Source organism: Serratia sp. X3 (assembly GCF_014982455.1).
In the GTDB taxonomy this organism is placed as follows: domain Bacteria; phylum Pseudomonadota; class Gammaproteobacteria; order Enterobacterales; family Enterobacteriaceae; genus Serratia; species Serratia ureilytica.
This window is the reverse complement of sequence record NZ_JADCNB010000001.1, coordinates 603,057-627,256: the sequence shown is the minus strand read 5'-3', so window position 1 is coordinate 627,256 and position 24,200 is coordinate 603,057. Positions and strand designations below refer to the sequence as shown.

Below are 24,200 nucleotides of genomic sequence, written 5' to 3'. Positions count from 1 at the left end.
AGGAAAACCATGTCTGAAATCAGCCGCTCGGTATTATTCGGCAAACTGGATAGCCTGTTATTCACCTCTCTGGAAAGTGCGACGGCGTTTTGCAAGCTGCGCGGTAACCCCTACGTCGAATTGGCGCACTGGCTGCATCAGCTGATGCAATCGCCGGACGGCGATCTGCAGCAGATCGTTCGCCACTTCGCGCTGGACGAGGCGCAGCTGGCGCGCGACATCGTCGAGGCGCTCGATCGCCTGCCGCGCGGCGCCAGCGCCATCTCCGATCTGTCCGAGCACATCGACAGCGCGGTAGAACGCGCCTGGGTCTATGGCTCATTGAAGTTCGGCGCGTCGCGCATCCGCGGCGGCCACCTGCTGCTCGGCATTCTGAAAACCTACAGCCTGCGCCACCTGCTGAAGGCCATTTCTCCGCAGTTCGAGCGCATCAACGCCGATCTGCTGATGGAACAGTTCGCCGCCATTACCGCTCACTCGGCGGAAAACGCCCAGGACGCGGCGGCACAAAGCAGCGCCGAGCCCCTGCCCGGCGCGGCGCGCAGCGGTGAAAGCGTGCTGGCGCAGTATGCCCAGGATCTGACCGCCAGAGCGCGTAACGGCGAGATCGATCCGGTGGCCGGCCGCGATGAAGAGATCCGGCAAATCGTCGATATTCTGATGCGCCGCCGCCAGAACAACCCGCTGCTGACCGGCGAGGCCGGCGTCGGCAAAACCGCCGTGGTGGAAGGCCTGGCGCTGCGCATCGTGGCCGGCGACGTGCCGCCGCAGCTGCGCGACGTGAAACTGTGCCTGCTGGACATCGGCATGCTGCAGGCCGGCGCCGGCGTCAAGGGCGAGTTTGAAAAACGGCTGCAGGCGGTGATCGACGAAGTGCAATCCAGCCCGACGCCGATCATCCTGTTTATCGACGAAATTCACACCCTGATCGGCGCCGGCGGCGCCCAGGGCACCGGCGACGCCGCCAACCTGCTGAAACCGGCATTGGCGCGCGGCCAACTGCGCACCATCGGCGCCACCACCTGGGCGGAATACAAGAAATACATCGAGAAGGATCCCGCGCTCACCCGCCGTTTCCAGGTGGTGCAGGTGCACGAACCGAGCGAAGACAAAGCGCTGCTGATGCTGCGCAGCACCGTCAGCCCGCTGGAGCAACACCACCGCGTGCTGCTGCTGGATGAAGCGGTGGACGCCGCGGTGCGGCTGTCCCATCGCTATATTCCGGCCCGCCAGTTGCCGGACAAGGCGGTGGCGCTGCTGGATACCGCCTGCGCGCGCGTGGCGGTCAGCCAACATGCCGAGCCCGCCCAGGTCGAAGACTGCCGCCACCGCATCGATGCGCTGCAGATAGAGTTGGATATCGCCTGCCGCGAGGCCAAGGTCGGCATCGGCGATCCCCTGCGCCCGCAGGAGATTGAGGCCCAATTGACCGCGCTGCGCCAGGAACTCGAGCAGTTGACCGAACGTTGGCAGCAGGAGCTGGCGCTGATCCAGCAGATCATCACACTGCGCGCCCAACTGCACGCCCAAGAAGAGGCGAGCACCGACGAAGAGACGCAAACGCGCCCTGATGCCGACGCGCTGCGCGCCCAACTGGGCGAACTGCAGCAGCAGCTGAGCGCGCTGCAGGGCGAAGCGCCGCTGATCTTCGCCGCCGTCGACGCCAACATCGTGGCGGCGGTGGTGGCCGACTGGACCGGCATCCCGCTGGGCCGCATGGTGAAAAACGAGATTGAAGCGGTGCTGCAGCTCTCCGACACCCTGAACCAGCGCGTCATCGGCCAACGCCATGCGCTGGATCTGATCGCCCGCCGGGTGCGCACCTCACGGGCGCGGCTGGACGATCCGAACAAACCGGTCGGGGTATTCCTGCTGGCCGGGCCCTCCGGCGTCGGCAAAACCGAAACCGCACTGGCGCTGGCGGAAACCCTGTACGGCGGCGAGCAGAACGTCATCACCATCAACATGAGCGAATTCCAGGAGTCGCACACCGTTTCGACGCTGAAAGGCGCGCCACCCGGCTATGTCGGCTACGGCGAGGGCGGCGTGTTGACCGAGGCGGTGCGCCGCCGTCCTTACAGCGTGGTGCTGTTGGACGAGATCGAAAAGGCGCACCCGGACGTCCATGAAATCTTCTTCCAGGTGTTCGACAAGGGCTGGATGGAGGACGGCGAAGGCCGTCATATCGATTTCCGCAACACCATCATCATCCTGACCTCCAACGTCGGCACCGATCTGATCGCCGGGTTGTGCAGCGATCCGGAGCTGCTGCCGGAGCCGGAGGCGCTGAGCGGCGCGCTGCGCCAACCGCTGCTGTCGGTGTTCCCGGCCGCCTTGCTCGGCCGCCTGCTGGTGGTGCCGTATTACCCGCTGACCGACGCCACGCTGGGCAACATCGTGCGCCTGCAATTGGGCCGCATTCAGCGTCGCCTGGCGGAGAATCACGACATCGTCTGCACCTTCGACGACGCGGTCATCGAGCAGATCGTCAGCCGCTGCACCGAGGTGGAGTCCGGCGGCCGCATGGTCGACGCCATCCTGACCAACACCCTGCTGCCGCAGATCAGTCACACCCTGCTGACCGGCAGCGCCAACGACCAGCGCTATCGCCAGCTGCATATCGCGCTGCAGAACAACGAATTCATTTGTCAATTTCAGGCATAACGCCGCGGCCGCCGAGACGGCGGCCCTTTGAACACAGAGAGTCATCACTATGTCGGGAACCGGGATAACCAAACCGAATTCGAACAGCCTGCCGAGCGGCTATCGATTCAATGAATTCGAGATCCAGGAAGCGATCGGCGAAGGCGGCTTCGGCATCGTCTACCGCGCCTACGATCACCAACTGGAACGCACCATCGCCATCAAGGAGTACATGCCAACCTCGCTGGCGAAACGCAACGACGATCTCAGCATCGGGCTGCGCGGCGAACGCTTCGGCAAAACTTTCCAGGCCGGGCTGAACAGCTTTATTCAGGAGGCGCGTCTGCTGGCGCGCTTCTCGCATCCCGGTCTGCTGCACGTGTTGCGCTTCTGGGAAGAGAACGGCACCGCCTATATGGGCACCCAGTTTTACAGCGGCACCACGCTGAAAAACCTGCAGGCGCAGCAGCCGGAGAAGATCGACGAGGCGTGGATCCGTCGGCTGCTGCCGCCGCTGTTCAGCGCCATCAACACCATCCATCAGGAAGGCTATCTGCACCGCGACATTTCGCTGGATAACATCCAGATCCAGGAGAGCCAGCTGCCGGTACTGCTGGACTTCGGGTCGGCGCGCAAAGAGATCGGCAACCTGTCGGACGAAACGGAGATCATGCTCAAACCGGGCTTCGCGCCGATCGAGCAGTACACCGAGAACAGCGACGGCGAACAAGGGCCGTGGACCGATATCTACGCGCTCGGCGCCGTGCTGCACACGCTGATCGTCGGTTCGCCGCCGCCGGTCAGCGTAGTGCGCAGCATCGAAGACAGCTACCAGCCGCTGACCGAGCGCCGCCCCGCCGGCTACTCGCCGGAGCTGCTGCGCACCGTCGATCGCGCGCTGGCGCTGAAGCCGGAAGACCGCCCGCAGACCATCGACGAAATGGCAGAGCTATTGCACCTGCCGATCGCCGATGAAAACGAAATCATCAGCACCCCGGCCGCCGCGCCGGAGAACTTGCTGGTCGCCGCCAACCCGGCCGCCGCTGCGGCCGCAGCCGGCACCGTTACCGCGCGCGGCACCCAATTCTCGCGCCCGATGATGGCCGGCGCCGGGGTCGCCGCGCTGCTGGTGATCGGCGCGATCGCCTGGCTGAGCGGCGGCAAGGACGATGCCCAGGCCGTCGCTCAAAACAGCGAAGCGTCACCGGCGCAGAAAACCCTGACGCAGCAGCCGAGCGCACCGCAAACCGCGCAGCCTGCGGCGGCGGAACCTGAAAAAGCGGCGCCGCCGGCGCAACCGGTGGCGTTGGTGTACTTTAAACTGCAACCGGGTGAGCAGGTCAGCCTCGACGGCAAGCCGCAGCAGGTGACGCCGGGCGAAAACGGCTTTGCCAGCCTGAACCTGGCGCCGGGCCGCTATCAGCTGGAGATCCGTCACAACGATCGGCTCCGCCGCCAGCAGCTCAGCATCGACACCGCCGGCACCTGGCTGGTCAACCCGGCCACTGCCGGCTAATCCCGTTCTGAAACTCCGCCTCGGCGGGGTTTCCCCTATTTCATGAGACTGACGAGCAACTGCCCCCTCATTGGCCGCGCGGCAAGGCCGCTGCAACGCCGGAGTATGCAGGGCATGACGTCAATCACAGAGGACGTTCTCATGTTGGATCGCATTATTGCGCACACGCCGCTGGGCCAGGAGCAACTGCTGTTTCGCTCGCTGGACGGTATCGAAGCGCTTTCCACTCCTTTCGACTTCTCTATTGAATTGCTGAGCACCGACGCGCGCCTCGATCGCAAAGCGCTGCTCGGCCAACCGCTGACGCTGGAAATTCCGACCCAGGGCTTTCTCAGCGCCCCGCGTTACCTGAACGGTAAGATCACCGCCATCGCCGTCAGCAGCGAAGAGATCGGCGGCACGCGCTACGCGGTGTACAACCTGCACGTGCAGCCGGATCTGTGGCCGATGACCAAAGACCGCAATTTCCGCATCTTCCAGGAACAGACGGTGCCGCAGATCGTCAAGACCCTGCTGGCGGAGCACAACGTGCAGCTGGAAGATCAGCTGACCGGCGACTATCGCCTGTGGGGCTACTGCGTGCAGTACAACGAAAGCAGCTTCAACTTCATCAGCCGCCTGATGGAGCAGGAGGGCATCTATTACTATTTCAAACACGAAATGGGCAAACATACGCTGGTGCTCGGGGACGCCCCCCACCATCACCAGCCCTATCCCGGCTATGAGATGATCCCCTACCACCTGACGCCGTCGGGCGGCAGCACCAGCGAGGAAGGCATCAGCCAGTGGACGTTGTCCGATCGCGTCACGCCGGGCATCTACAGCCTGGACGACTACGATTTCCGCAAACCGAACGCCTGGCTGTTCCAGGCGCGGCAAAACCCGGTCTCGCCGACGCCGGGGCAAATCGACGTTTACGACTGGCCAGGCCGCTATACCGAGCATCAGCAGGGGGAGTTCTACGCCCGCGTGCGCCAGGAAGCCTGGCAGGCCGAACATCAGCAGATCCGAGGCACCGCCACCGCCATGGGCATCGCTCCCGGCAGTACCTTCACGCTGTATAACGCCCCGCATGCCGACGACAATCGCGAATATCTGACGCTGCAGGCCAGCTACCATCTGAAAGAGAATCGCTACGCCAGCGGCGACGATCAGAGCAGCGAACACCGCATCGACTTCATCGTCCTGCCGGCGGACGTGCCCTGGCACCCGCCGCAGCAGGCAACCTGGCCGAAAACCCACGGTCCGCAGACCGCCCGGGTGGTCGGCCCGGCCGGCGAATCGATTTGGACCGACAAATATGGCCGCATCAAGGTGAAGTTCCACTGGGATCGCTTCGGGCCGAAAGACGACGGCAGCTCCTGCTGGGTGCGCGTCTCCAGCGCCTGGGCCGGCCAGGGCTACGGCGGCGTGCAGATCCCGCGCGTGAACGACGAAGTGGTGGTGGACTTTATCAACGGCGATCCGGATCGGCCGATCGTCACCGGGCGCGTCTATAACGAAGCCAGCATGCCGCCGTGGGCGCTGCCGGCCGCCGCCACCCAGATGGGCTTTATGAGCCGTTCCAAAAATGGTACACCTGATAATGCCAACGCTCTTAGGTTTGAGGATAAAATGGGCAAAGAGCAGGTTTGGATTCAGGCAGAACGCAATCTAGATGTTAATGTCAAGAACGATGCCAGTCGAACCATTGCAAACAATCATACTCACTATGTCGGTGCTGACGAGTTGTACCGTGTTGAAACAAATCGAGTTCAAGGAACCAAAAGTGAAGAGCATTTATTGACCGGTAAAGGAAAAAGTGACTCTGTCGTTGAGGACTATATTATTGCTTCAGGGACCCGCTTGCGCCTCGAATGTGGAGAAAGCGCTATTGAACTTACTGCCGATGGACAAATTAATATTGTCGGTAAAAATTTTAACTTCCATGTAGAAAGTGATGGTTTTATCAACACGGGCGGTAAGCTTAACCTTAACGATGGAACGGGTGCCGCGATCGTCGCTCCTGGTTCGGGTCATAAAGAAGATATTAACAAAGCGGTAATCGAGCTGTTTCCCCCGAAAGAAGAGGGAAATTCAGCTTTGCCCCCGAGAGGGCCAAATGTGACTAAGTCAAACTCTTCTACAGCAACACCAGAAAAAACACCTTTGTTAAATTCAAACAGAGAAAAACCAGATAAAGCTACATTTGTCAAAGAGGTTCATGAAGCCGCAAAAATTGAGGAGCAAAAGACAGGTGTCCCTGCCGCCGTCACAACTGCGCAGGCAATACTAGAAACGGGCTATGGTAAATCCGTTCCCACTGATGTCAACTCAGGAAAATATAGTCATAATCTCTTTGGCATAAAGGCTCATGGCAATCCTAATTATGTTGAAGTTTGGACACATGAAAATTTGAATGGTAAAAGAGTAAAGATCCTCGACAAGTTCGCTTCATATGACTCTTTCGAAGATAGTATTGCTGGCAGAACAGAGTTTCTGACAAAAAACAAAAGATATCGTGATCTATTTAAGAGCACAGACCCTAAGGAATGGGCTCAAGGGTTGCAGGATAAAGGTTACGCAACGGATCCTGACTACGCTAAGAAACTTATTAGCATAATGAACTCACAAGGACTTCTTTAATGAAAAAATTATCAGTTCTACTTTTCCTGCTATCATTCAGCTCAATCGCCGATGTTAATTGTGATATTCTGGGCAAAAAAGCCCAAGACAATGCAGTACGTTTTGAAAATTCAAATAATGGCTTTTCTGTTATCGGCAAAGGGCGTTTATATTTTCACTCCGCTCCCGACTTAAGATGTAAAGAAAGCAAAGTCTTTATTATACCTAACGATAAGGTCAATGCTTACCTCGACTACCACGGTTACTATTACGTCATGTACTTCAATAATAAAGGAGAACAAGTTGAAGGATGGGTAGATAGCAACCGACTAAAGGAAAACAATACAGGTATAGGTCCGATAGAAAAATAAATTTACACTCTCGCTCGTCTGCTCACAACGCTTAAACCAAGCGGAATGACAATCACAGGCTGAATCGGCACATACTATCGATTCAGCCTTCTTTATCATTTCCCCTTCACCACTTCTTCACCGTCTGGTAAATCTCGAGGTCGAAATAGCCGTCGGCCTCGCAGTCGTTGAGATAGTGTTCATAGCTCACCCCCTCAACCGGCTGATAGCCGCTGGCCGGCAGCAGCTTCTGGTAAAACTCGCCCCATACCCGTTCAAAATCGCCATCGCTGATGCGTACGCGGTAGACCGCGTACTGCCCGGCGGGCAGCGTCTGCACGGTCACGCCCTCGCTGCCCGTCGGCAGCGCGAAATCGTCCGCCACGCTCATCACCACGTCGGCGCGCAGCTTTTCCGGCACCACTTCCGCCGGATCGTCCCAGTACAACACCAGCCATTTGCCGAACGGCACGTCGTGACGCTGCCGCCATGCCAGCAGTTGCTGCGAGCCCTGCGGGATGGTCTGCGGATACGGCCCCACCACTCTTACCCCCACCACCTTCTCCGCCGCCTTATCGATAATCCTCACGCTCATCGCCCTTCCCCCTCATATTGTCTCAGGCACCGATTTCGGTACGCACGTCCAGCAGTTCGGGGAAAAAGGTCAGGTCCAACGCCTTTTTCAGGAAACTGACGCCGCTGGAACCGCCGGTGCCCGACTTAAAGCCGATGATCCGCTCCACCGTTTTCATATGGCGGAAGCGCCACAGATGGAAACTCTCTTCGATATCCACCAGCTTCTCCGCCATTTCATACGCTTCCCAATAGGTCTGCGGGTTGTCGTAGATCACTTTGAACGCCGGCAGCAGATCCGGGTTGCGCTGATAGGGTTGCGTCCAGTCGCGCTTGAGGCACTCCGGCGGGATCGGCAAACCGTGGCGCGCCAGGTACAGCAAGTATTCGTCGTACAGGCTCGGCGCTTCGAGGATCGCCTTCAGCGCCGCGTGTTTTTCCGCATCGCTGCTGAACACCGCCAGCATGGCGGCATTCTTGTTGCCGAGCAGAAACTCGATCGACCGGTACTGATGCGACTGGAAACCCGAGGAACTGCCCAACACATCGCGAAACTCGACGTATTCCGACGGCGTCAGCGTTTCCAGCACCGCCCACTGTTCGAACAGTAACCGCTGGATCTGTTTGACGCGCGCGAGGATTTTGAAACAGTGGCTGAGTTTGTCCTGCTGCACCAGCCGCAGCGCCGCCTGCAGCTCGTGAAGCATCAGTTTCATCCACAGTTCGGAGGTTTGGTGCTGTATCACGAACAGCATTTCGTCATGATGCGGCGGATTGGAGAGCGGGTGCTGGCAGTCCAGCAGTTGGTCCAGGCACAGGTAGTCGCCATAGCTCATGCGTTTGGAAAAATCGGTGACAATCGCGCTTTCTAATTCCCGTTTGTTCATCTGTGATCTCCGTTGCGCCCAGCGCCCCATCGGCCTGGAACGTGCCGCAAAGAGAAAACAATAGTACAGAACCCGCCGCCCCGAAGGGCGATAAACGAGAGATGCTTCGCAGTTCTCACTCATCCGCGTCACCCCATGGCCGCCGCCCTTAGCTGTTTAGTAAACAACCGGCCCTGCGCCTGACGACTCTCACAAATGCGCGATCCCGTGCGGGTTTCGCCCCGGTTGCGGCTTGCCTGCGCCCGCCTTCCCTTATAGATTGCAGGCTAACGGCAGGCAGCAAGGGATCGGCAAATGGCAAATATACGAGATGTCGCGCGGTTGGCCGGCGTGTCCATCAGCAGCGTGTCGAACCTGCTGAATAATCGCAGCCACCAGATGAGCGCACAGACCCGTCAGCGCATCGAACAGGCGATGGACACCCTGGGCTATCGTCCGGCGCGCACCGCAGTGAACCTCGCGCCACAGGCGAAGATCATCGGCCTGCTGCTGCCGTCGATCGTTAACCCGAGTTTTTCGGCGCTGGCGCACGCCGTCGACAGCGCGGCGCGCGCTCACCGCTACCGCGTCTTGCTCGGCAACGCCTACCGGCAGGAGCAGGAGGAAGCCGCGTTTATCGACGATATGTTTCTGCATGGCGTGCGCGGCATCATCGTGGCGGCGAGCGACATCCGCCAGACCCATTTTGTCCGAGCGGCCGAGCGGGGCATGAAGATCGTCAGCTATGACAGCCCGTTCGCCGAGCCGATGGCCGCCGACAGCCGGTTGTTCGACAGCGTGTCGATGGACAATCTCGCCGCCGGGCGTCTGGCCGCGCAGCACCTGCTCGAACGCGGCTGCCGACATATCGTGTTCGCCACCGAAGCGGCGCTGACCGTGGGGCGCAGCCACAAGATCGACGGTTTTCTGAGTGCGCTGGGGCACAACTTGAGCGAACGCCAACGGGTGATCGAAGGCAAAGCCACCAGCGCCTACGGCGACACGGAGATGTTCGAATTGGGGCTGACGCTGGCATCCCGCATCCTCGCGCTGACGCCGCGCCCGGACGGCATCGTGGCGATTAACGATGCGCTGGGCATCGGGCTGATGGTGGGGCTGCGCGCCGCCGGCGTCCAGGTGCCAGCAGAGATTTCGGTGGTCGGCATCGACAATATCGCGCTTGCCGGCCTGGCCGAACCGGGGTTGACATCGATCGGCCCGCCGCTGGCCGAGATGGCGCAGCTGATGGTCGAACGCCTGATCGGCCGCATCAACCATGATTCGCAACCGCCCGGCGAGTTTCTCTTCCCGCCGACGGTCATCAGCCGGCGCTCCGTCAAAACCGCCGGTTAATACGGTAAAAACGGCTTACCCAGACGATGCGCAGCCGGCATCGTCCGGATCGGCGCAGCCAAAATCAGATAAAACAGCGTCGTCGCACTAAATAAACGGCGCGACACTTTATGCACGCAACGTCGTTATTCAGCACGCCGCTCATGACTTTGGGCCGGGCCGCTATTATTCCGATTAACCACATGGGGAAAAACCATGATGAAAAAAACAATGCCAAAGGATATTGAACGCAGCGCCATCAGGAAATTGACGCTGCATATTGTCCCCCTCATGATCTTGTTGTATTTCCTGGCCTTTCTCGACCGCAACAATATGGCCTACGCCGCCAAAGCGTTGGAAGATAATCTGGGATTGACCGCCTCGGCTTTCGGCTTCGCTTCCGGAATTTTCTTTATCGGCTATTTCCTGTTTGAAATACCCAGCAACGCCGGCACCATTAAATTCGGCCCGCGCATCTGGTTCGCCAGAATATTAATTTCCTGGGCATCTTCGCGACCCTGCTCGGTTTTGTGCGCACGCCGCTGGAGCTCTATATTTGCCGTTTTATGCTGGGCGTGTGCGAAGCCGGTTTCTTTCCCTCGGTGGTGTATTACTTCACGGTCTTCTTCCCGGAAAAATACCGCACCAAAATTCTCGGCATGTTCATCATCGTCCAACCGCTGTCCAACGCGGTCGGCTCGCCGATTTCCGGCTTTATTCTCAATATTCAGCATGACTGGTTCGGCTTCGCCCCCTGGCAGCTGCTGTTCATCCTCGAAGGGCTGCCGCCGATCGTCATCGGCCTGCTGATCCCCTTCCTGATCAAGAACTCGCCCAAGGACGTCGGTTATCTGAACGTGGAGGAAAAAGCCTGGCTGATGAGCAACGCCGGCCGCTCCAAATCCGGCTCAAAAATCACGCTGGGCGACTTCCTCAAGGGCATTAAAAACAGAAAGTACCTGCTCTACGCGCTGCTCAACTTCGGCATGGTATGCGGCATTTACGGCTTCGGCACCTGGCTGCCGTCGATCATCAGCGCCATTTCCGGCAGCGATATCTTTCGCGTCAGCCTGCTGGCGCTCATTCCCTACGGCCTGGCCGCGCTGCTGGTCTATCCGTGGAGCCTGTGGGCCAGCAAAACCAAAAAGCTCGGCGTGTTCGCCGGCCTCAGCATGGTGATCGCCGCCATCGGCCTGATGGGCGCGGTGACGTTTTTTAAATACGACCCGTTCGTCGCGCTGTCGTTCCTGTGCATCGCCGCCATCGGCATCTATACCGCCGTGCCGCCGTTCTTATCCATGCCCGCCAATATCTCCACCGGCGCGGCCGCGGCCGCCGGGCTGGCGGTGGTGAGCTGCATCGGCAATATCGGCGGTTTCGTCGCCCCCTATGCGGTGGGCGTGCTGAACGATCTGACCGGCAGCAGCGCGCCGGGGCTGTTTTTCCTGGCCTCGTGCCTGCTGGCGACCGGTTTGATCTGCATTTTCTACTGCGCCAAACAGCGTGAAGGCGTCATCAATTCTTAACGAACCAATAAGGAGTCAATCATGGGCGATCTTGCGGGCAAAAAGGTCTTTATCACCGGGGCGGAACAGGGCATCGGCCGCGCCACCGCAGAGCGGCTGATCAAGGCCGGGTGCGACATCTATTTTCACTACCACAGCGACGAAAGCGGCCCCAAGGCGCTGGTGGCGCTGGCCCATTCACTCGGACAAAAGGCCGCCTACGGCTACGCCGATCTCATCGACACCGACGAAACGCTGCGCTGCGTCTCGGCCGGCGCCGAGTTTCTCGGCGGCATCGATATTCTGATCAATAACGTCGGCGGCATCGTCGGGCGCAAATGGCTGGGCGAGATCGATCGCGCCTTCTGGCAAACCGTGATCGACGTAAACATGACCACCATGCTGAACGTAACCCAGAGCGCGCTGCCGCACCTGAAGGCGGCGCCGAACGGCGCCAGCATCATCAACCTGGCCTCGCTGGCCGGCCGCGCCGGCGGGCACGCCGGCTCGCTGGTCTATTCCGCCACCAAGGGGGCGGTGCTCACCTGGACGCGCTCGCTGGCGGCGGAGCTGGGCGAGCACGGCATCCGGGTGAACGCGGTGGCGCCCGGCCTGATCCTCGGCACCCGCTTTCATAATCGCCACACCACCCAGGCATCGGCGGAGGAAACCGTTCGCGCCATCCCGCTGGGCCGCGCAGGCACGCCGGACGACGTGGCCCGCGCCATCGCCTTCCTGGCGGCGGAATACGACGGCTTCATCTCCGGCGCCACTCTCGACATCAACGGCGGCATCTTCCGCATGTAGTTCAGCTGCGGGCGGCACGGCCGCCCCCCTATTCAGGAATCGCTTTATGATCAAATCCGCCATCACTCACCCGCCGCTGCTCGCCGCGCTGGCGCAATGCGGGCATAAAACCCAGGTGCTGATCGCCGACGGCAATTACGCCTGCGTGACGCACGCGCCGAAAGACGCCACCGTGGTCTATCTGAACCTGGCGCCCGGCACGCTCGCCGCCCCGCCAATCCTGGAAAAACTGCTGGCCTGCATCAACGTGGAAAGCGCGGCGCTGATGGCCTGCCCGCCGGACTTCACCAACACTGTCGAAGCCGAATACCGGCAACTGCTGCCAGAACATTGCCCGCTCGAGCACCTGCCGCGCGAGGCTTTTTACGCCGCGGTCAAATCGGATCGGACGCTGCTGGTGATCGCCTCCGGCGAACGGCGCCGCTTCGCCAATCTGCTGCTGACGGTAGCGCCGGTGGTGTGAAAGAGGTAGAGGGTGTGAGGGGTAAAATGAGGGGGCTAGCCCCCTCATGCCGTTACAGGTCAGCGACCCACTTCTCCAGCTCCCCCGCACGTTCCGCATCGATATAGCTGGTGGCCCAACCAAACAGGTAAGCGAAGGCGAAAATGCCCACCGTCGACGACACCAGCGTCGGCGCGAAAAACGCGGCGATAGCGGAAAGCGTATACCCTGCGCCGATCGACAACCCGAGCGCTTCGAGCTGGTTGCGGAACGCTTTCCAGTTGCCGGTTGAGAAACCTTCAATCGCGGCGTTTACCAGATCCGCGCCCTTGATCGCCCAATCCACCCCGGTGAAGACCTTGCCCAATACCCGCGCATTGCGGGCATACTGTTCCGCATCGATCATTTTCAGCCAGGCGACAATCGCCGCTTTGTCCTGCGCCTTGAGCTTTTTGTTCAGGCCCTTCGTCAATTGCTCGTAGGTTTTCTCCGCATCTTGCACGTTGCGGATATATTTTCCTTGAATTCCCGCCTCCAAATCCTTGGCGAGTTTGGCGTATTTCGCGCCGATCTTTTCCGCGATATCTTTATTGATACCTGCGGCCAGGCTGACGCCATCCTTGATGGCTTTTAATTCCGCATTTTGATATTCGACGAATTCCTTAACGACCGTTTTTACCGAGCCAGGCGATTTTACCGGCTTGCCGTTGGCATATTTCACCTCCATGGCATTCAGGTTATCCCCTCTCACCACGGCGATAAACGCGGGCCGGTTCTTATTGGCCTTATAGTAGAGGCTGTAGGTCGCCACTCCGTCTTGCTTTTCCACCTTCAAATGATGAAAACCGTAGTAACTCCCGGTCGTGCGGGTCGTCGAGAATTCGCCGGTTTTGCCGTTGCCATGCCAGCCGCTGACGGGCCGGTCGCGATGCGAGTCTGTCACGAAATTGCCTAACGAAGAGGCGCCGATCTGCCCGGCATTCAGGCCATTGTTGCCGCCTTTGCCTGGGGGGGAGGGCTTGCGCGCATGGCCGGTTTCGATATCCCCGATCGCCACTGTCACCCCCTTGGCGTTGATCCCCATCACCAGCCCCCCCAGGCCAATGTGCTTCGCCTGATCGGCCGTCAAACCGGTGGCGGAAAGGCTCAGCGTGCCGGATGGGCTGACGCTTTCAATATGCAATTTCGCATCCGGATTAATTCTGCGCGCCGCCTTAATCACCGCCTCCAGCTTCATGCGCAGCGCCGGATCGTTTTGGATCGCCGCTATCTGTTGCTGTTCCGGGCTGTTGCCAACGCCGGCGCCGCCGCGATCGCGATCGCCGGAATGGCCTTTATCACCGCCCCCCGGCTCAGGGCCCGTACCGCGTTCAGAACTCCAGTTAGTTCCATCTCCTTTACCACCATAATTAAATCCAGGCATATGCTTTCATCCTTATTTCGTTTTATTTTTAAGATGCCGATATTCTCGTTTAACGCGGATTGACACGCGCATTATCCCTATCGGCAAACCGTTTTTAGCTGCCCGTCATTTATAAAAAACCGCAGAAATAAGGACAACGGATGGCGGCTGTCTGGTCGGTGAAACAATCAACGAGCCAACGCATGCGCGCCCTTTGCAATACAGGCGTTAGAGACTGAAATATCCAAGGAACCTATGTGATCAGATGGCGCAAAACGGTGAATGGCGAATAAAGAGAGGTCATAAGCGCCCTGCCGCCAGGCAGCCAGCGACGCATCCGGGTTCTGAACTCGGGGGGGGGGGGGGGGGGGGGGGACCCGGTGAAGATCGTTGGCGCCCAGATCATGCCATGCTTACCCTGCCTTATTATCGCCTATTCCCTTAGGTCTCGACGGATTGGGCCGCACAGCAGCCCGTGGGGCATCACGCGGCTCCCGCTCCCCTAGCCGCACCAGCGGGATATCCGCCAGCCGGGTGGTGTAAGCCGGCGACAACATTTCGCGCTTCATTTGCCACGGTTTGACGATCCCCTGCCCGGCGAACCATACGCGCCCGCGCCCTTCCTGATTCAGGCGATCGAGGGTCGCCATCAGGCGCTCGCTGTTGCGGCGCGGCGGGCAGTCGTCGAACAGGTCGATCTGCGCCATGGCGGCGGCGCTGAAATCCCCCAGCATCACGCCGCCCTTCAGATAACGCCGCCCCTCCTGCCAAATGCTCTCCAGCGCGCGCACCGCCATGGCGATGATGTCGCGGCTGTCGTTGCTCGGCGTTTGCAGCCGGGCGGTACCCATATTGCTGTAATAGCCTTCGCCCGCCGAATGCGGGCTGGTTTTGATAAACACCGACACGTTGCGGCAATAGCGCTTTTCCTGTCGCAGCTTTTCGGCGGCGCGTTCGGCATAGCTGCAGATCGCCTCGCGCATGTGCGGGTAGTGCGTCAACCGCTGGCCGAACGAGCGGGAACAGATGATCTGCTCTTTCGCCGCCGCCTCATCCTCCCATTGCAGGCATGACTCGCCGCGCAGCTCACGTATCGTGCGCTCCAGCACCACGCTGAAGGTTTTACGCGCCAGTCGGGTATCGCAGTCCGCCAGCTGCAGCGCGGTGTGAATGCCCATCGCCTGCAGCTGGCGCGTCAGGCGGCGGCCCACGCCCCACACTTCTTCCACCGGGAGCAACGCCAGCAGTTTGCGCTGGCGCGCCGGATCGGATAAATCCACCACGCCGCCGGTGCCGCGCCATTTCTTGGCCGCGAAGTTGGCCAGCTTGGCCAGCGTTTTGCTCGGCGCAATGCCGACCCCGACGGTCAAATGCAGCTCGCGCCGGATGCGATCGCGCACCCGCTGGCCGAACGGTTCCAGCGCCTCGCAGCGCGCCACGCCGTCCAGCCGCAGAAAGGCTTCGTCCAGTGAATAGACCTCCACCGCCGGCGCCATCTCCTCCAGCGTGTCCATCACCCGGCGGGACATATCGGCGTACAGCGCGTAGTTGGAGGAGAACACCGCGACGTTGCGACGGCGCATCTCCTCTTTGATCTTGAAATAAGGCGCGCCCATCGGCACGCCCAGCGCCTTCGCCTCGGCGCTGCGGGCGATCACGCAGCCGTCGTTGTTGGACAACACAATCACCGGCCGCCCCCGCAGGTCGGGCCGGAAGATGGTCTCGCAGGAAGCGTAGAAGCTGTTGACGTCTACCAGGGCGAACATGGTTACAGCGCCGCGTAGACGATAAAGGTCACCACGCCGAAGATCTCCAGCTGCGCTTCGTCGTCGAACACGATGGGCGCGTAGGCGGGATTCATCGGCAACAGCCGCACGTCGGGGTGGCGCTGCAGCTTTTTGACGGTGAATTCACCGTCCACCGCAGCGATCACGATATTGCCGTGCTCCGGCGTCAGGGCGCTGTCGACAATCAACAGATCGCCATCCTGAATATTGCCGTCGATCATCGACTCGCCGCTGGCGCGCACGAAGTAGGTGGCGTTGGGGTGCCGCACCAGCAGTTTGCCGATATCCAGCCGGCTCTCGACATAGTCCTGCGCCGGGGAGGGAAAACCGCAGGCCACGCGATCGGCAAACAGCGGTAACGTCAGGGGCTCACCTGGTGAAAAAGCATACAACCTTAAAGTACTCAGCATAATCATAACCAAACTGTATATTTATACAGTAAAGCATAAACAAAACGCGAACGCGTGCAACCCCCTACCCCCCGACGGATCGCGCTTTGCCGCGTAATATAATAATTTTCTGAGCGATTTTTTTTACGCCTGCTAACGGTTTCACGCTGCCTTGCGCACACGTTATCCACCAAAACTGTGGATAATGCGACACTCAGACCGTTGGCGTATCGATGGGCAGGATGAGTGAGGGATTGTCATTGCGAACGGCGCCGACGGCGGGCGACATCGGTTGCCAGACGAAATCCTCTGCCTGCAGGCTGTACACGTCAGCCTGCATTTGACCATAGGGCGGGACTAAGCGGGTGTCGAGCCAGTCGCGCGCGGCCGTCGGTCTCTGCTGCGTACAGCGCCGCAAAGAACAGCGGCAGGCCTTGCCTCAGCAAGAGCCCACGGGAGGAACGGCGGACGGCCTTACAAAATGACGCCAATAAAGTTGCGACTGGCAATGGCATCAATGGGACGGCCAGAGACGAAAGTCAGTACGTTATGCCAGGAGCTTGGGATAACCCGACAAACGCTGTACCGCCACATTTCCCCTGATGGTCCACTGCGAGCTGACGGTATAAAGCTGCTCAACCGGGGATAATTTTAGCGGACGGAAAAATCTGGGGTTCCGGCGTAGCCCCCCGAATAAGGAATAATCCTTAATTCATTTCAGGATTATTAATTCCATCTAAAACCTCTCGGCAATATTCTTTTTTATAGGCTTCATCATTACTTAATGACTTAACCAAAAAATCAGCATTTTTCCAACCATTATCCCAATGCGTATCGAATCCTGACTGTTCATACTTTAATGTTCTAGTTAATGAGTCTTTTATTTGTTTTTTATATTTATCAATTTTCTCATTGGTTGCCCCACAAACATCATGTGCAACACGAGCATTTGAGCCAGAAAAACCTATTGCTGAAATTGCCATCGCTTCATTTGATTTGTCGAAATCATTCGCATATGCCACAGCATTAGATAAAGCGAATATGACAAGAGCAGATATGGTTTTTTTGTATGAAATCATCTTTCACCTCTCACTCATTGATTGTTCATGGGGTCAGTTTGGATATCGAAAATTATTGTACATTAAGGCTGCTTTTTAATCAGTCTCAACTTCTTTATAGAAGGCCTGCGCACGAAATAAGTGGCATTAGGATGCCGCACCAACAACTTGCCGATATCCAGCCGACTCTCGACATAGTCCTGCGCCGGGGAGGGAAAACCGCAGGCCACGCGATCGGCAAACAGCGGTAACGTCAGGGGCTCGCCTGGTGAAAAAGCATACAACCTTAAAGTACTCAGCATAATCATAAGCAAACTGTATATTTATACAGTAAAGCATAAACAAAACGCGAACGCGTGCAACCCCCTATTCCCCGACGGATCGCGCTTTGCCGCGTAATATAATAATTTTCTGAGCGATTTTTTTTTACGCCTGCTAACGGTTTCACGCTGCCTTGCACACACGTTATCCACTAAAACTGTGGATAACCTGCAGGGCGTGATTCCCTACGCGAGCGGGATCAGAATCCTGTATAATCCCCACACCTGCTCAATAAGCATTCATCCCCGTCGGCGCCTCGTCACCGACGGTCACGAGAACGTTATGAACAAGCACCTACTCCTCGCAGAAACCGACGACATCGAACAGGCCTGCCTGTCTCGCCATGCGGTCTGGCAGCGCACCGATCTGGCTCAGGCGCAGCCGGATTGGCTGGCGGAAGAAGTGCCGGTCGCCCTGGTGTACAACGGCATTTCCCACGTGGTGATGATGGCGACGCCAAAAGATCTGGCGGCCTTCGCCATCGGTTTTTCGCTGTCCGAAGGCATCATCGCCTCCCCCGACGATATCTACGACATCCGTCAACAACCGGCCTGCAACGGCATTGAAGTGCATGTAGAGCTCTCGAGCCGCCGCTTTATGCAGCTGAAAGAGAAGCGCCGCAGCCTGGCCGGCCGCACCGGCTGCGGCGTCTGCGGGGTCGAGCAGCTGCAGGAGGTTGCTCAACCCATCGCGCCGCTGCCCTTCACCCAACGTTTCGATTTGGCCCAGCTCGACCGGGCATTGGCTCAACTGCAGGAAGTGCAAACGGTGGGAAAACTGACCGGCTGCACCCATGCGGCGGCCTGGATCCAACCGGACGGCGCGCTCAGCGGCGGATGTGAAGACGTTGGCCGCCATGTGGCGCTCGACAAACTGCTGGGTTACCGCAGCCAACAGGCCTGGTCGCAAGGGGCGGCGCTGGTCTCGAGCCGCGCCAGCTATGAAATGGTGCAAAAGTCCGCCATGTGCGGCGTCGAGATCCTGTTCGCCGTCTCCGCCGCCACCCGTCTGGCGGTGGAAGTGGCCGAGCGCAGCAACCTGACGCTGGTGGGCTTCAGCAAACCGGGGCGCGCCACCGTCTATACGCACCCGCAACGGCTCTGGCAATCGACAACGGTGGCATAGCGCCGCCGGATAAGAATCGACTATTCTCAATAGCAGGACACCTGGAAGCACCCACGTTATGATAATTCGCCCGCACCAGAACTGGTTTTTTCGCCTGTTCGCCTGGCACGGTTCCGTGCTGTCAAAAATTACCTTTCGCCTGTCACTGAACGTGCTGATGTCGATAGTGGCGGTGATCAGCTACCAATGGTACGAACAGCTCGGCGTGCATTTGACCATCGCGCCGTTCAGCCTGCTGGGCATCGCCATCGCCATTTTTCTCGGCTTTCGCAATAACGCCGGCTACAGCCGCTTTGTCGAAGCGCGCAACCTGTGGGGCTCGCTGCTGATTACCGAACGCACCCTGCTGCGCCAGATAAAAAGCCTGCTGCCGGACGAACCGGCGGTGCAGCAAAAGGTCGCCAAGCTGCTGATCGCCTTTAGCTGGAGCCTGAAGCATCAGCTGCGCGGCACCGACCCCACCGCCGATCTGTACCACAATCTCACCGGCAACGAGCTGGCAGAGGTGATCGCCAGCCCGATGCCGACCAACCGCATCCTGCTGATGCTGGGCCAGGAAATCGGCAAATTGCGCCGTCAGGGCCTGCTGAGCGACATCACCTTCGGGCTGATCGACGATAAGCTGAGCGAACTGTCTCACACCCTCGGCGGCTGCGAACGGCTCGCCAGCACCCCGGTGCCGTTCGCCTATACCCTGATCCTGCAGCGCACCGTTTACCTGTTCTGCAGCCTGTTGCCTTTTGCCCTGGTGACCGATCTGCATTACATGACACCGTTTGTTTCGGTGTTCATTTCCTATACCTTCTTATCCTGGGACTCACTGGCCGAAGAGCTGGAGGATCCGTTCGGCGTGTCGGCCAACCATCTGCCGTTAAACGCCATTTGCAACACCATCGAGCGCAACCTGCTGGAAATGAACGACCAAAGCCCGCTGCCACCGCCGATGAAACCCGACGAGCACTTTAATTTGATCTGATCTATTTCACCCGAACACACTGGAGCCGAATGCAATGAATGCAAATAACACCCCGCCGCAAGCCGTATTCACGCCGGTGACGCGCCATGCCATTTTCATCGTCGCCACCCTGTCGCCCGTTCCCGCCCATCTGGCGGCGGTGCGCGCCTGGTGCGGCGATATCGCCGCCGTGGTGCGTTCGGTCGGCAAACGCGCGCCGGCGGGCAATCTCACCTGCGTCTGCGGCTTCGGCTCCGAGGCCTGGGATACGCTGTTCGGCGCGCCGCGCCCTCGCCAGCTGCATCCGTTCAGCCCGATCGGCAGCGGGGAGCGCGTTGCGGTCGCCACGCCCGGCGATATCCTGCTGCATATCCGCGCCGATGAAATGGATCTGTGTTTTGAACTGGCCTCTCAGTTGACCGCCAAGCTCGGCGACGCCGTGACGGTGATCGAGGAGGTGCACGGCTTCCGTTATTTCGATCAGCGCGCCATGATCGGCTTCGTCGACGGTACGGAGAACCCGGAGGGGCACGAAGCCTTCGACTACACGGTGATCGGCGACGAAGACGCGGCGTTCAGCGGCGGCAGCTATGTGCTGGTGCAGAAATACCTGCACGACATGCAGGGCTGGAATTCGCTCAGCGTGGAAACGCAGGAGAAGATCATCGGCCGCCACAAACAGTCCAATATCGAGCTGGATGAAGCGGTCAAGCCATCGTCATCACACAGTTCGCTGACTACCATCACCGACGAACAAGGCAACGAGGTGAAAATTCTGCGCGACAACATGCCGTTCGGCCGCCCCGGCCTGCGCGAGTTCGGCACCTACTTTATCGGCTATGCGCGCTCCCCGCAGCCGATCGAGCAGATGCTGGAAAACATGTTTATCGGCCGCCCGGCCGGCAACTACGATCGGCTGCTCGATTTTAGCCACGCGGTGACCGGCACCCTGTTCTTCGTGCCTTCCGCCCCGCTGCTGGAAGCGCTGGCCGATCGCAGCGGCGCCGAACTGCACTGATTGGATGAAATGCGGGGCCGCAGCGATTAGCCGTTGGTTATCCTGTGGCCCTGCGCATCAATCACCGGCTCCCCGTCCTCTTTGCTGAAGGCGCCGCGCTGCGGATCCGGCAGAATCTCCAACACCGCCTCCGACGGACGGCACAAACGCGTGCCGAGCGGGGTCACCACAATGGGGCGGTTGATCAGGATCGGCTGTTGCAGCATGAAGTCGATCAGTTGATCATCGCGCCAGCCGGCTTCGTCCAGTTTCAGCTCGGCGTAAGGCTCGACGTTTTTGCGCAGCAATGCGCGCGGCGTCATGCCCATTTCGGCCAGCAACGCAATCAATCGTTCGCGGCTTGGCGGCGTTTCCAGATACAAAATCACCTCCGGCTCAACGCCGCTGTTGCGGATCAACGCCAACGTATTGCGCGACGTGCCGCAGGCCGGGTTATGGTAAATCTTGATGTCGCTCATGACGGTTTCTCCGGTCAGGACAAAACGGACAGCCGCAATGCCAGCGCGGCCAGGGTGACAAACAAAATCGGCAACGTCATCACCAGCCCCACGCGGAAATAATAGCCCCAGGTAATGACGATGTTCTTTTGTGCCAACACATGCAGCCACAGTAACGTCGCCAGGCTGCCAATCGGGGTAATTTTGGGGCCGAGATCGCTGCCGATAACGTTAGCGTAAATCATCGCCTGTTTGATGACGCCTTCCGCACTGCTGCCGTCGATAGACAACGCCCCCACCAATACCGTCGGCATGTTATTCATGATGGAAGAGAGAAATGCGCTCAGGAAACCGGTGCCGAACGTCGCCGCCCACAGCCCCTGCCGTGCCAACGCGTCCAGCACACCGGAAAGCCAATCGGTCAAACCGGCGTTGCGCAGCCCGTAGATCACCAGATACATGCCCAATGAGAAAATGACGATCTGCCAGGGCGCCCCGCGCAACACTTTACCGGTATCGATCGCTCGCCCGCGTTTCGCCACCGCCAGCAAAACCAGGGCGCCGCAAGCGGCGACCAAACTGACGGGCACGCCGAGCGGCTCCAGGGCGAAAAAACCCATCAACAGCAGCGCCAATACGGCCCAGCCGGTCCGAAACGTCGCGCGATCGCGAATCGCTTCCCGCGGCACCGGTAAACGCGTCAATGCATAGCGCTGCGGAATATCCTTGCGGAAGAACAGATGCAACATCACCAGCGTCGCCGCGACGGCGGCAAGGTTGACCGGCACCATCACCGCCGCATACTCGGTAAAGCCCAGACGGAAGAAATCCGCTGAAACGATATTTACCAGGTTGGACACCACCAGCGGCAGACTGGCAGTATCGGCGATAAAGCCCGCCGCCATGACGAACGCCAGCACGGCAGCAGGACGAAAACCGAGCGCCGACAGCATGGCGATCACGATCGGCGTCAGAATCAACGCAGCGCCGTCGTTCGCGAACAGCGCCGCCACTACGGCTCCCAGCAGCAACATGTAGGTAAACAACCATCGACCTTTGCCGTTGCCCCAACGTGCGACATGCAAGGCGGCCCAGGTGAAGAAGCCGCTTTCATCCAACAGCAGGCTAATGATAATGACGGCGATGAAGGTCGCGGTCGCATTCCAGACTATCTGCCACACCACGGGAATATCACCGACATGCACCACGCCGCTCACTAATGCCAATCCCGCCCCGATCGACGCACTCCAACCGATGCCCAGCCCTTTCGGTTGCCAAATCACCAAAATCAACGTCAGAATAAAGATTGTTCCTGCCACTATCATCGCCGCCTCGCTGCTTCTTCAGGTTTACATATATGTATTTTCGAATGTGTTTGGGCAAATTTTTTTATCGTTACGGGCAACCTTTCGCCGCACGTTGCGCCAATTCCGTCATCTGTTCTGATCGGCACTGATAAGCCTGCTCAATAATAGCCGCCGCCCAGGCCGGCATATGCGGCGACAGGCGATAATGTATCCACTTGCCATCGCGCCGATCGAGCAACAGCCCGCTTTCACGCAGCATCGCCAGATGTCTTGATATTTTGGGCTGCGGCAGCGCCAGTGCGCCCGACAGCTCACATACGCACAGCTCGCCGGCGTGGCGCAGCACCAGCACCAGCGTCAGACGCGTCTCGTCCGACAAGTTTTTAAACAGCTTCAGCGGCGTCAATGACGTCATGTCGCACTCCCGTTAACCTTTATCTGCTCCACAAATCGGTCGTGAAAATACCATCTTCATATTCGAAAAATCAAATATAAAACGCAAGGCGTTATCCCCTGCCCAACAACTTATACTTATCTTACGCTGTTTTTATGGGAAGGAGGCGCCATGCCGCTCACATTCAAACCGTCGGAAAGACTCTCCATCGGCACCGAAATAGAGCTGCAGCTGGTCGATGACGAGCACTACGATCTTACGGATCGGGCTGACCGGGTGGTCAGCGCGGTCGGCGACCGCCGGCGCGTCAAACATGAGCTCACCAAGTCAATGGTGGAACTGAACAGCTCGGTGCACCGCGATCTCGATGTGCTGCACGCCGAGCTGCGCGCCCTGACCGATACCGTCCGGCGCAGCGCACGGCGCCTGGGCTGTGACGTCTGCGGCGGCGGCCGCCACCTGAGCAACGACTGGCGCAAGCAGGTCATCAGCGACAACGCGCGCTACAGGCAGCTGGCCAGCCGCTTTGGCTATCTCTCCAAGCTGGCCTGCGTATTCGGCCAACACATCCACCTCGGCGTCAACGACGGAGACGAGGCGATGTACCTGTGCCATGCGCTGACGCCCTATTTTCCGCAGCTGATCGCGCTCAGCGCTTCGTCACCGCTGTACCAGGGCGTCGATACGCGCTTTGCCAGCTCCCGTTTCAGCGCACAGAATTCTTTCCCCAATTACGGCTGCCTGGAACACATCTACAGCTGGCGCGAATTCAACGCCTACTATGACCGGCTGCATGCCGCCGGCGTCATCGACAGCGTCAAGGATATTTACTGGGATGCGCGGCCGAAACCGGAGCTGGGCACGGTAGAGATTCGCATCTGCGATACGCCGCTGCGCCTCGCGCACGCCACGCTGCTGGTCGGCTACTGCCGTCTGCTGGCCGATTTTCTGTTGCAACACCGCACGCCGATCGCGCCGGAGTACGATGCCTTCACCAACTACAACAAGATCAACGCCTATCGCAGCGGTTTCGCCGCCGAATACGTCGATCCCGTCACGCTGCGCCGCTGCAGCCTGACCGCACATATCCTGCACACCCTCGACACGCTGAGCGGCTTCGCCGAGCGGCAGGTGGATCGGGCCGTGCTGCAGGCGGTCGAGCGCCATGTACGCCGGGGCATCAGCGATTCGGAGCATATCCGCCAGATGTTGCACAACGGCCTGCCGCAAAACCAGGTCATCAAACGCCTGTGCGATGAGCTGTTGCAACCGGCAAGTTAAGTTTCGGCTATCGATTCCATACGCCAAAGCGGCTGTTCATTATGTGCTCTTTCGCTACAATCGTGAGCACTGACATTCACCGTATCGA

Annotated in this window: 20 protein-coding genes and 4 pseudogenes; 13 read left to right on the top strand and 11 right to left on the bottom strand. The window is 59.2% G+C overall.

Annotation, left to right across the window (positions count from 1 at the left end; genetic code table 11):
• Positions 1 to 9 precede the first annotated feature (9 nt).
• From tssH to IMX17_RS02900, 4 genes are all read left to right on the top strand, one after another.
• On the top strand, positions 10 to 2,664 hold the full coding sequence (gene tssH, locus IMX17_RS02915; protein WP_193549319.1) for a type VI secretion system ATPase TssH: 2,655 nt from the start codon (positions 10 to 12) through the stop codon (positions 2,662 to 2,664).
• Positions 2,665 to 2,713: 49 nt separating this feature from the next.
• Complete coding sequence (locus IMX17_RS02910) at positions 2,714 to 4,159, top strand: serine/threonine-protein kinase (protein ID WP_033643565.1); 1,446 nt, start codon at positions 2,714 to 2,716, stop codon at positions 4,157 to 4,159.
• Positions 4,160 to 4,300: 141 nt separating this feature from the next.
• Positions 4,301 to 6,784: a type VI secretion system tip protein TssI/VgrG gene (gene tssI / locus IMX17_RS02905; protein WP_193549318.1), complete on the top strand. Its 2,484-nt coding sequence runs from the start codon at positions 4,301 to 4,303 to the stop codon at positions 6,782 to 6,784.
• Positions 6,784 to 7,134, top strand: a complete 351-nt coding sequence (locus tag IMX17_RS02900; protein WP_227414452.1) for a hypothetical protein — start codon at positions 6,784 to 6,786, stop codon at positions 7,132 to 7,134. Before tssI ends, IMX17_RS02900 begins: the two co-directional genes overlap by 1 nt.
• A gap of 106 nt (positions 7,135 to 7,240) precedes the next feature.
• Here the strand turns inward: IMX17_RS02900 and sbmC are convergent, their stop codons facing one another.
• Both sbmC and kynA read right to left on the bottom strand, forming a co-directional pair.
• Positions 7,241 to 7,708: a DNA gyrase inhibitor SbmC gene (gene sbmC / locus IMX17_RS02895; RefSeq protein ID WP_193549317.1), complete on the bottom strand. Its 468-nt coding sequence runs from the start codon at positions 7,706 to 7,708 to the stop codon at positions 7,241 to 7,243.
• Positions 7,709 to 7,730: 22 nt separating this feature from the next.
• A complete protein-coding gene (gene kynA / locus IMX17_RS02890; RefSeq protein ID WP_046896558.1) occupies positions 7,731 to 8,573 on the bottom strand; it encodes a tryptophan 2,3-dioxygenase in 843 nt (280 codons plus the stop codon).
• Between the two features lie 294 nt (positions 8,574 to 8,867).
• On the opposite strand from kynA, the gene IMX17_RS02885 reads away from it, so the two are divergent.
• The 4 genes and pseudogenes from IMX17_RS02885 (at position 8,868) to IMX17_RS02870 (ending at position 12,659) form a co-directional block, all read left to right on the top strand.
• Positions 8,868 to 9,905, top strand: a complete 1,038-nt coding sequence (locus IMX17_RS02885; protein ID WP_046896557.1) for a LacI family DNA-binding transcriptional regulator — start codon at positions 8,868 to 8,870, stop codon at positions 9,903 to 9,905.
• A gap of 270 nt (positions 9,906 to 10,175) precedes the next feature.
• Positions 10,176 to 11,410: pseudogene (locus tag IMX17_RS02880) on the top strand (MFS transporter).
• Between the two features lie 21 nt (positions 11,411 to 11,431).
• Positions 11,432 to 12,196: an SDR family NAD(P)-dependent oxidoreductase gene (locus IMX17_RS02875; RefSeq protein ID WP_042784898.1), complete on the top strand. Its 765-nt coding sequence runs from the start codon at positions 11,432 to 11,434 to the stop codon at positions 12,194 to 12,196.
• Positions 12,197 to 12,242: 46 nt separating this feature from the next.
• The gene (locus tag IMX17_RS02870) at positions 12,243 to 12,659 is read left to right on the top strand and encodes an RbsD/FucU domain-containing protein (RefSeq protein ID WP_046896556.1); all 417 of its coding nucleotides are present in this window, start codon (positions 12,243 to 12,245) and stop codon (positions 12,657 to 12,659) included.
• Positions 12,660 to 12,711: 52 nt separating this feature from the next.
• On the opposite strand, the gene IMX17_RS25390 is transcribed toward IMX17_RS02870, so the two are convergent.
• The 4 genes and pseudogenes from IMX17_RS25390 to IMX17_RS25420 form a co-directional block, all read right to left on the bottom strand.
• Positions 12,712 to 14,061 (bottom strand): colicin-like pore-forming protein, encoded by a 1,350-nt coding sequence (locus IMX17_RS25390; protein WP_193549316.1) that lies wholly within the window; start codon positions 14,059 to 14,061, stop codon positions 12,712 to 12,714.
• 392 nt (positions 14,062 to 14,453) lie between these two features.
• Positions 14,454 to 15,806 carry a translesion error-prone DNA polymerase V subunit UmuC gene (umuC, locus tag IMX17_RS02860; RefSeq protein ID WP_227414451.1) on the bottom strand — a complete coding sequence of 451 codons (1,353 nt, stop codon included), beginning with the start codon at positions 15,804 to 15,806 and terminating at the stop codon, positions 14,454 to 14,456.
• Positions 15,807 to 15,808: 2 nt separating this feature from the next.
• Positions 15,809 to 16,243 (bottom strand): translesion error-prone DNA polymerase V autoproteolytic subunit, encoded by a 435-nt coding sequence (umuD, locus tag IMX17_RS02855; RefSeq protein ID WP_080350153.1) that lies wholly within the window; start codon positions 16,241 to 16,243, stop codon positions 15,809 to 15,811.
• Between the two features lie 187 nt (positions 16,244 to 16,430).
• Positions 16,431 to 16,610 (bottom strand): annotated as a pseudogene (locus tag IMX17_RS25420) (hypothetical protein); the annotation flags it as partial.
• A gap of 21 nt (positions 16,611 to 16,631) precedes the next feature.
• On the opposite strand from IMX17_RS25420, the pseudogene IMX17_RS25135 reads away from it, so the two are divergent.
• Positions 16,632 to 16,865 (top strand): annotated as a pseudogene (locus IMX17_RS25135) (resolvase); the annotation flags it as partial.
• A gap of 58 nt (positions 16,866 to 16,923) precedes the next feature.
• Here the strand turns inward: IMX17_RS25135 and IMX17_RS02850 are convergent.
• Entirely contained in the window at positions 16,924 to 17,295 is a 372-nt protein-coding gene (locus IMX17_RS02850) for a hypothetical protein (RefSeq protein ID WP_152665173.1), read from the bottom strand.
• Positions 17,296 to 17,402: 107 nt separating this feature from the next.
• A pseudogene (locus tag IMX17_RS25130) lies at positions 17,403 to 17,582 on the bottom strand (DNA polymerase V); the annotation flags it as partial.
• Between the two features lie 295 nt (positions 17,583 to 17,877).
• Between IMX17_RS25130 and fdhD the strand changes: the two are divergent.
• The 3 genes from fdhD to IMX17_RS02835 are packed head-to-tail and all read left to right on the top strand — an operon-like array spanning position 17,878 to position 20,693.
• On the top strand, positions 17,878 to 18,720 hold the full coding sequence (gene fdhD / locus IMX17_RS02845; RefSeq protein WP_046896554.1) for a formate dehydrogenase accessory sulfurtransferase FdhD: 843 nt from the start codon (positions 17,878 to 17,880) through the stop codon (positions 18,718 to 18,720).
• 58 nt (positions 18,721 to 18,778) lie between these two features.
• Positions 18,779 to 19,696 (top strand): bestrophin family protein, encoded by a 918-nt coding sequence (locus IMX17_RS02840; protein WP_033643582.1) that lies wholly within the window; start codon positions 18,779 to 18,781, stop codon positions 19,694 to 19,696.
• 34 nt (positions 19,697 to 19,730) lie between these two features.
• Positions 19,731 to 20,693, top strand: a complete 963-nt coding sequence (locus tag IMX17_RS02835) for a Dyp-type peroxidase (RefSeq protein WP_033643584.1) — start codon at positions 19,731 to 19,733, stop codon at positions 20,691 to 20,693.
• Positions 20,694 to 20,719: 26 nt separating this feature from the next.
• Here the strand turns inward: IMX17_RS02835 and arsC are convergent, their stop codons facing one another.
• The 3 genes from arsC to IMX17_RS02820 form a co-directional block, all read right to left on the bottom strand.
• Complete coding sequence (arsC, locus tag IMX17_RS02830) at positions 20,720 to 21,151, bottom strand: glutaredoxin-dependent arsenate reductase (RefSeq protein ID WP_046896553.1); 432 nt, start codon at positions 21,149 to 21,151, stop codon at positions 20,720 to 20,722.
• 14 nt (positions 21,152 to 21,165) lie between these two features.
• Positions 21,166 to 22,455 (bottom strand): arsenic transporter, encoded by a 1,290-nt coding sequence (locus tag IMX17_RS02825; RefSeq protein WP_193549315.1) that lies wholly within the window; start codon positions 22,453 to 22,455, stop codon positions 21,166 to 21,168.
• 70 nt (positions 22,456 to 22,525) lie between these two features.
• Positions 22,526 to 22,852 (bottom strand): metalloregulator ArsR/SmtB family transcription factor, encoded by a 327-nt coding sequence (locus tag IMX17_RS02820; protein ID WP_046896551.1) that lies wholly within the window; start codon positions 22,850 to 22,852, stop codon positions 22,526 to 22,528.
• A gap of 150 nt (positions 22,853 to 23,002) precedes the next feature.
• Between IMX17_RS02820 and IMX17_RS02815 the strand changes: the two genes are divergently transcribed.
• Positions 23,003 to 24,112 (top strand): YbdK family carboxylate-amine ligase, encoded by a 1,110-nt coding sequence (locus IMX17_RS02815; RefSeq protein WP_193549314.1) that lies wholly within the window; start codon positions 23,003 to 23,005, stop codon positions 24,110 to 24,112.
• The last annotated feature ends 88 nt before the right edge of the window (positions 24,113 to 24,200 follow it).

Excerpts from the sequence above, each read along its gene's own strand:
- IMX17_RS02835 (WP_033643584.1), top strand. The coding sequence starts at position 19,731 with ATGAATGCAAATAACACCCCGCCGCAAGCCGTATTCACGCCGGTGACG.
- IMX17_RS02850 (WP_152665173.1), bottom strand. The coding sequence starts at position 17,295 with ATGATTTCATACAAAAAAACCATATCTGCTCTTGTCATATTCGCTTTA.
- IMX17_RS25390 (WP_193549316.1), bottom strand. The coding sequence starts at position 14,061 with ATGCCTGGATTTAATTATGGTGGTAAAGGAGATGGAACTAACTGGAGT.
- IMX17_RS02820 (WP_046896551.1), bottom strand. The coding sequence starts at position 22,852 with ATGACGTCATTGACGCCGCTGAAGCTGTTTAAAAACTTGTCGGACGAG.
- IMX17_RS02840 (WP_033643582.1), top strand. The coding sequence starts at position 18,779 with ATGATAATTCGCCCGCACCAGAACTGGTTTTTTCGCCTGTTCGCCTGG.
- IMX17_RS02875 (WP_042784898.1), top strand. The coding sequence starts at position 11,432 with ATGGGCGATCTTGCGGGCAAAAAGGTCTTTATCACCGGGGCGGAACAG.
- IMX17_RS02825 (WP_193549315.1), bottom strand. The coding sequence starts at position 22,455 with ATGATAGTGGCAGGAACAATCTTTATTCTGACGTTGATTTTGGTGATT.
- umuD (WP_080350153.1), bottom strand. The coding sequence starts at position 16,243 with ATGATTATGCTGAGTACTTTAAGGTTGTATGCTTTTTCACCAGGTGAG.
- IMX17_RS02815 (WP_193549314.1), top strand. The coding sequence starts at position 23,003 with ATGCCGCTCACATTCAAACCGTCGGAAAGACTCTCCATCGGCACCGAA.
- IMX17_RS02900 (WP_227414452.1), top strand. The coding sequence starts at position 6,784 with ATGAAAAAATTATCAGTTCTACTTTTCCTGCTATCATTCAGCTCAATC.
- IMX17_RS02910 (WP_033643565.1), top strand. The coding sequence starts at position 2,714 with ATGTCGGGAACCGGGATAACCAAACCGAATTCGAACAGCCTGCCGAGC.
- sbmC (WP_193549317.1), bottom strand. The coding sequence starts at position 7,708 with ATGAGCGTGAGGATTATCGATAAGGCGGCGGAGAAGGTGGTGGGGGTA.
- tssI (WP_193549318.1), top strand. The coding sequence starts at position 4,301 with ATGTTGGATCGCATTATTGCGCACACGCCGCTGGGCCAGGAGCAACTG.
- fdhD (WP_046896554.1), top strand. The coding sequence starts at position 17,878 with ATGAACAAGCACCTACTCCTCGCAGAAACCGACGACATCGAACAGGCC.
- IMX17_RS02870 (WP_046896556.1), top strand. The coding sequence starts at position 12,243 with ATGATCAAATCCGCCATCACTCACCCGCCGCTGCTCGCCGCGCTGGCG.
- kynA (WP_046896558.1), bottom strand. The coding sequence starts at position 8,573 with ATGAACAAACGGGAATTAGAAAGCGCGATTGTCACCGATTTTTCCAAA.
- umuC (WP_227414451.1), bottom strand. The coding sequence starts at position 15,806 with ATGTTCGCCCTGGTAGACGTCAACAGCTTCTACGCTTCCTGCGAGACC.
- IMX17_RS02885 (WP_046896557.1), top strand. The coding sequence starts at position 8,868 with ATGGCAAATATACGAGATGTCGCGCGGTTGGCCGGCGTGTCCATCAGC.
- tssH (WP_193549319.1), top strand. The coding sequence starts at position 10 with ATGTCTGAAATCAGCCGCTCGGTATTATTCGGCAAACTGGATAGCCTG.
- arsC (WP_046896553.1), bottom strand. The coding sequence starts at position 21,151 with ATGAGCGACATCAAGATTTACCATAACCCGGCCTGCGGCACGTCGCGC.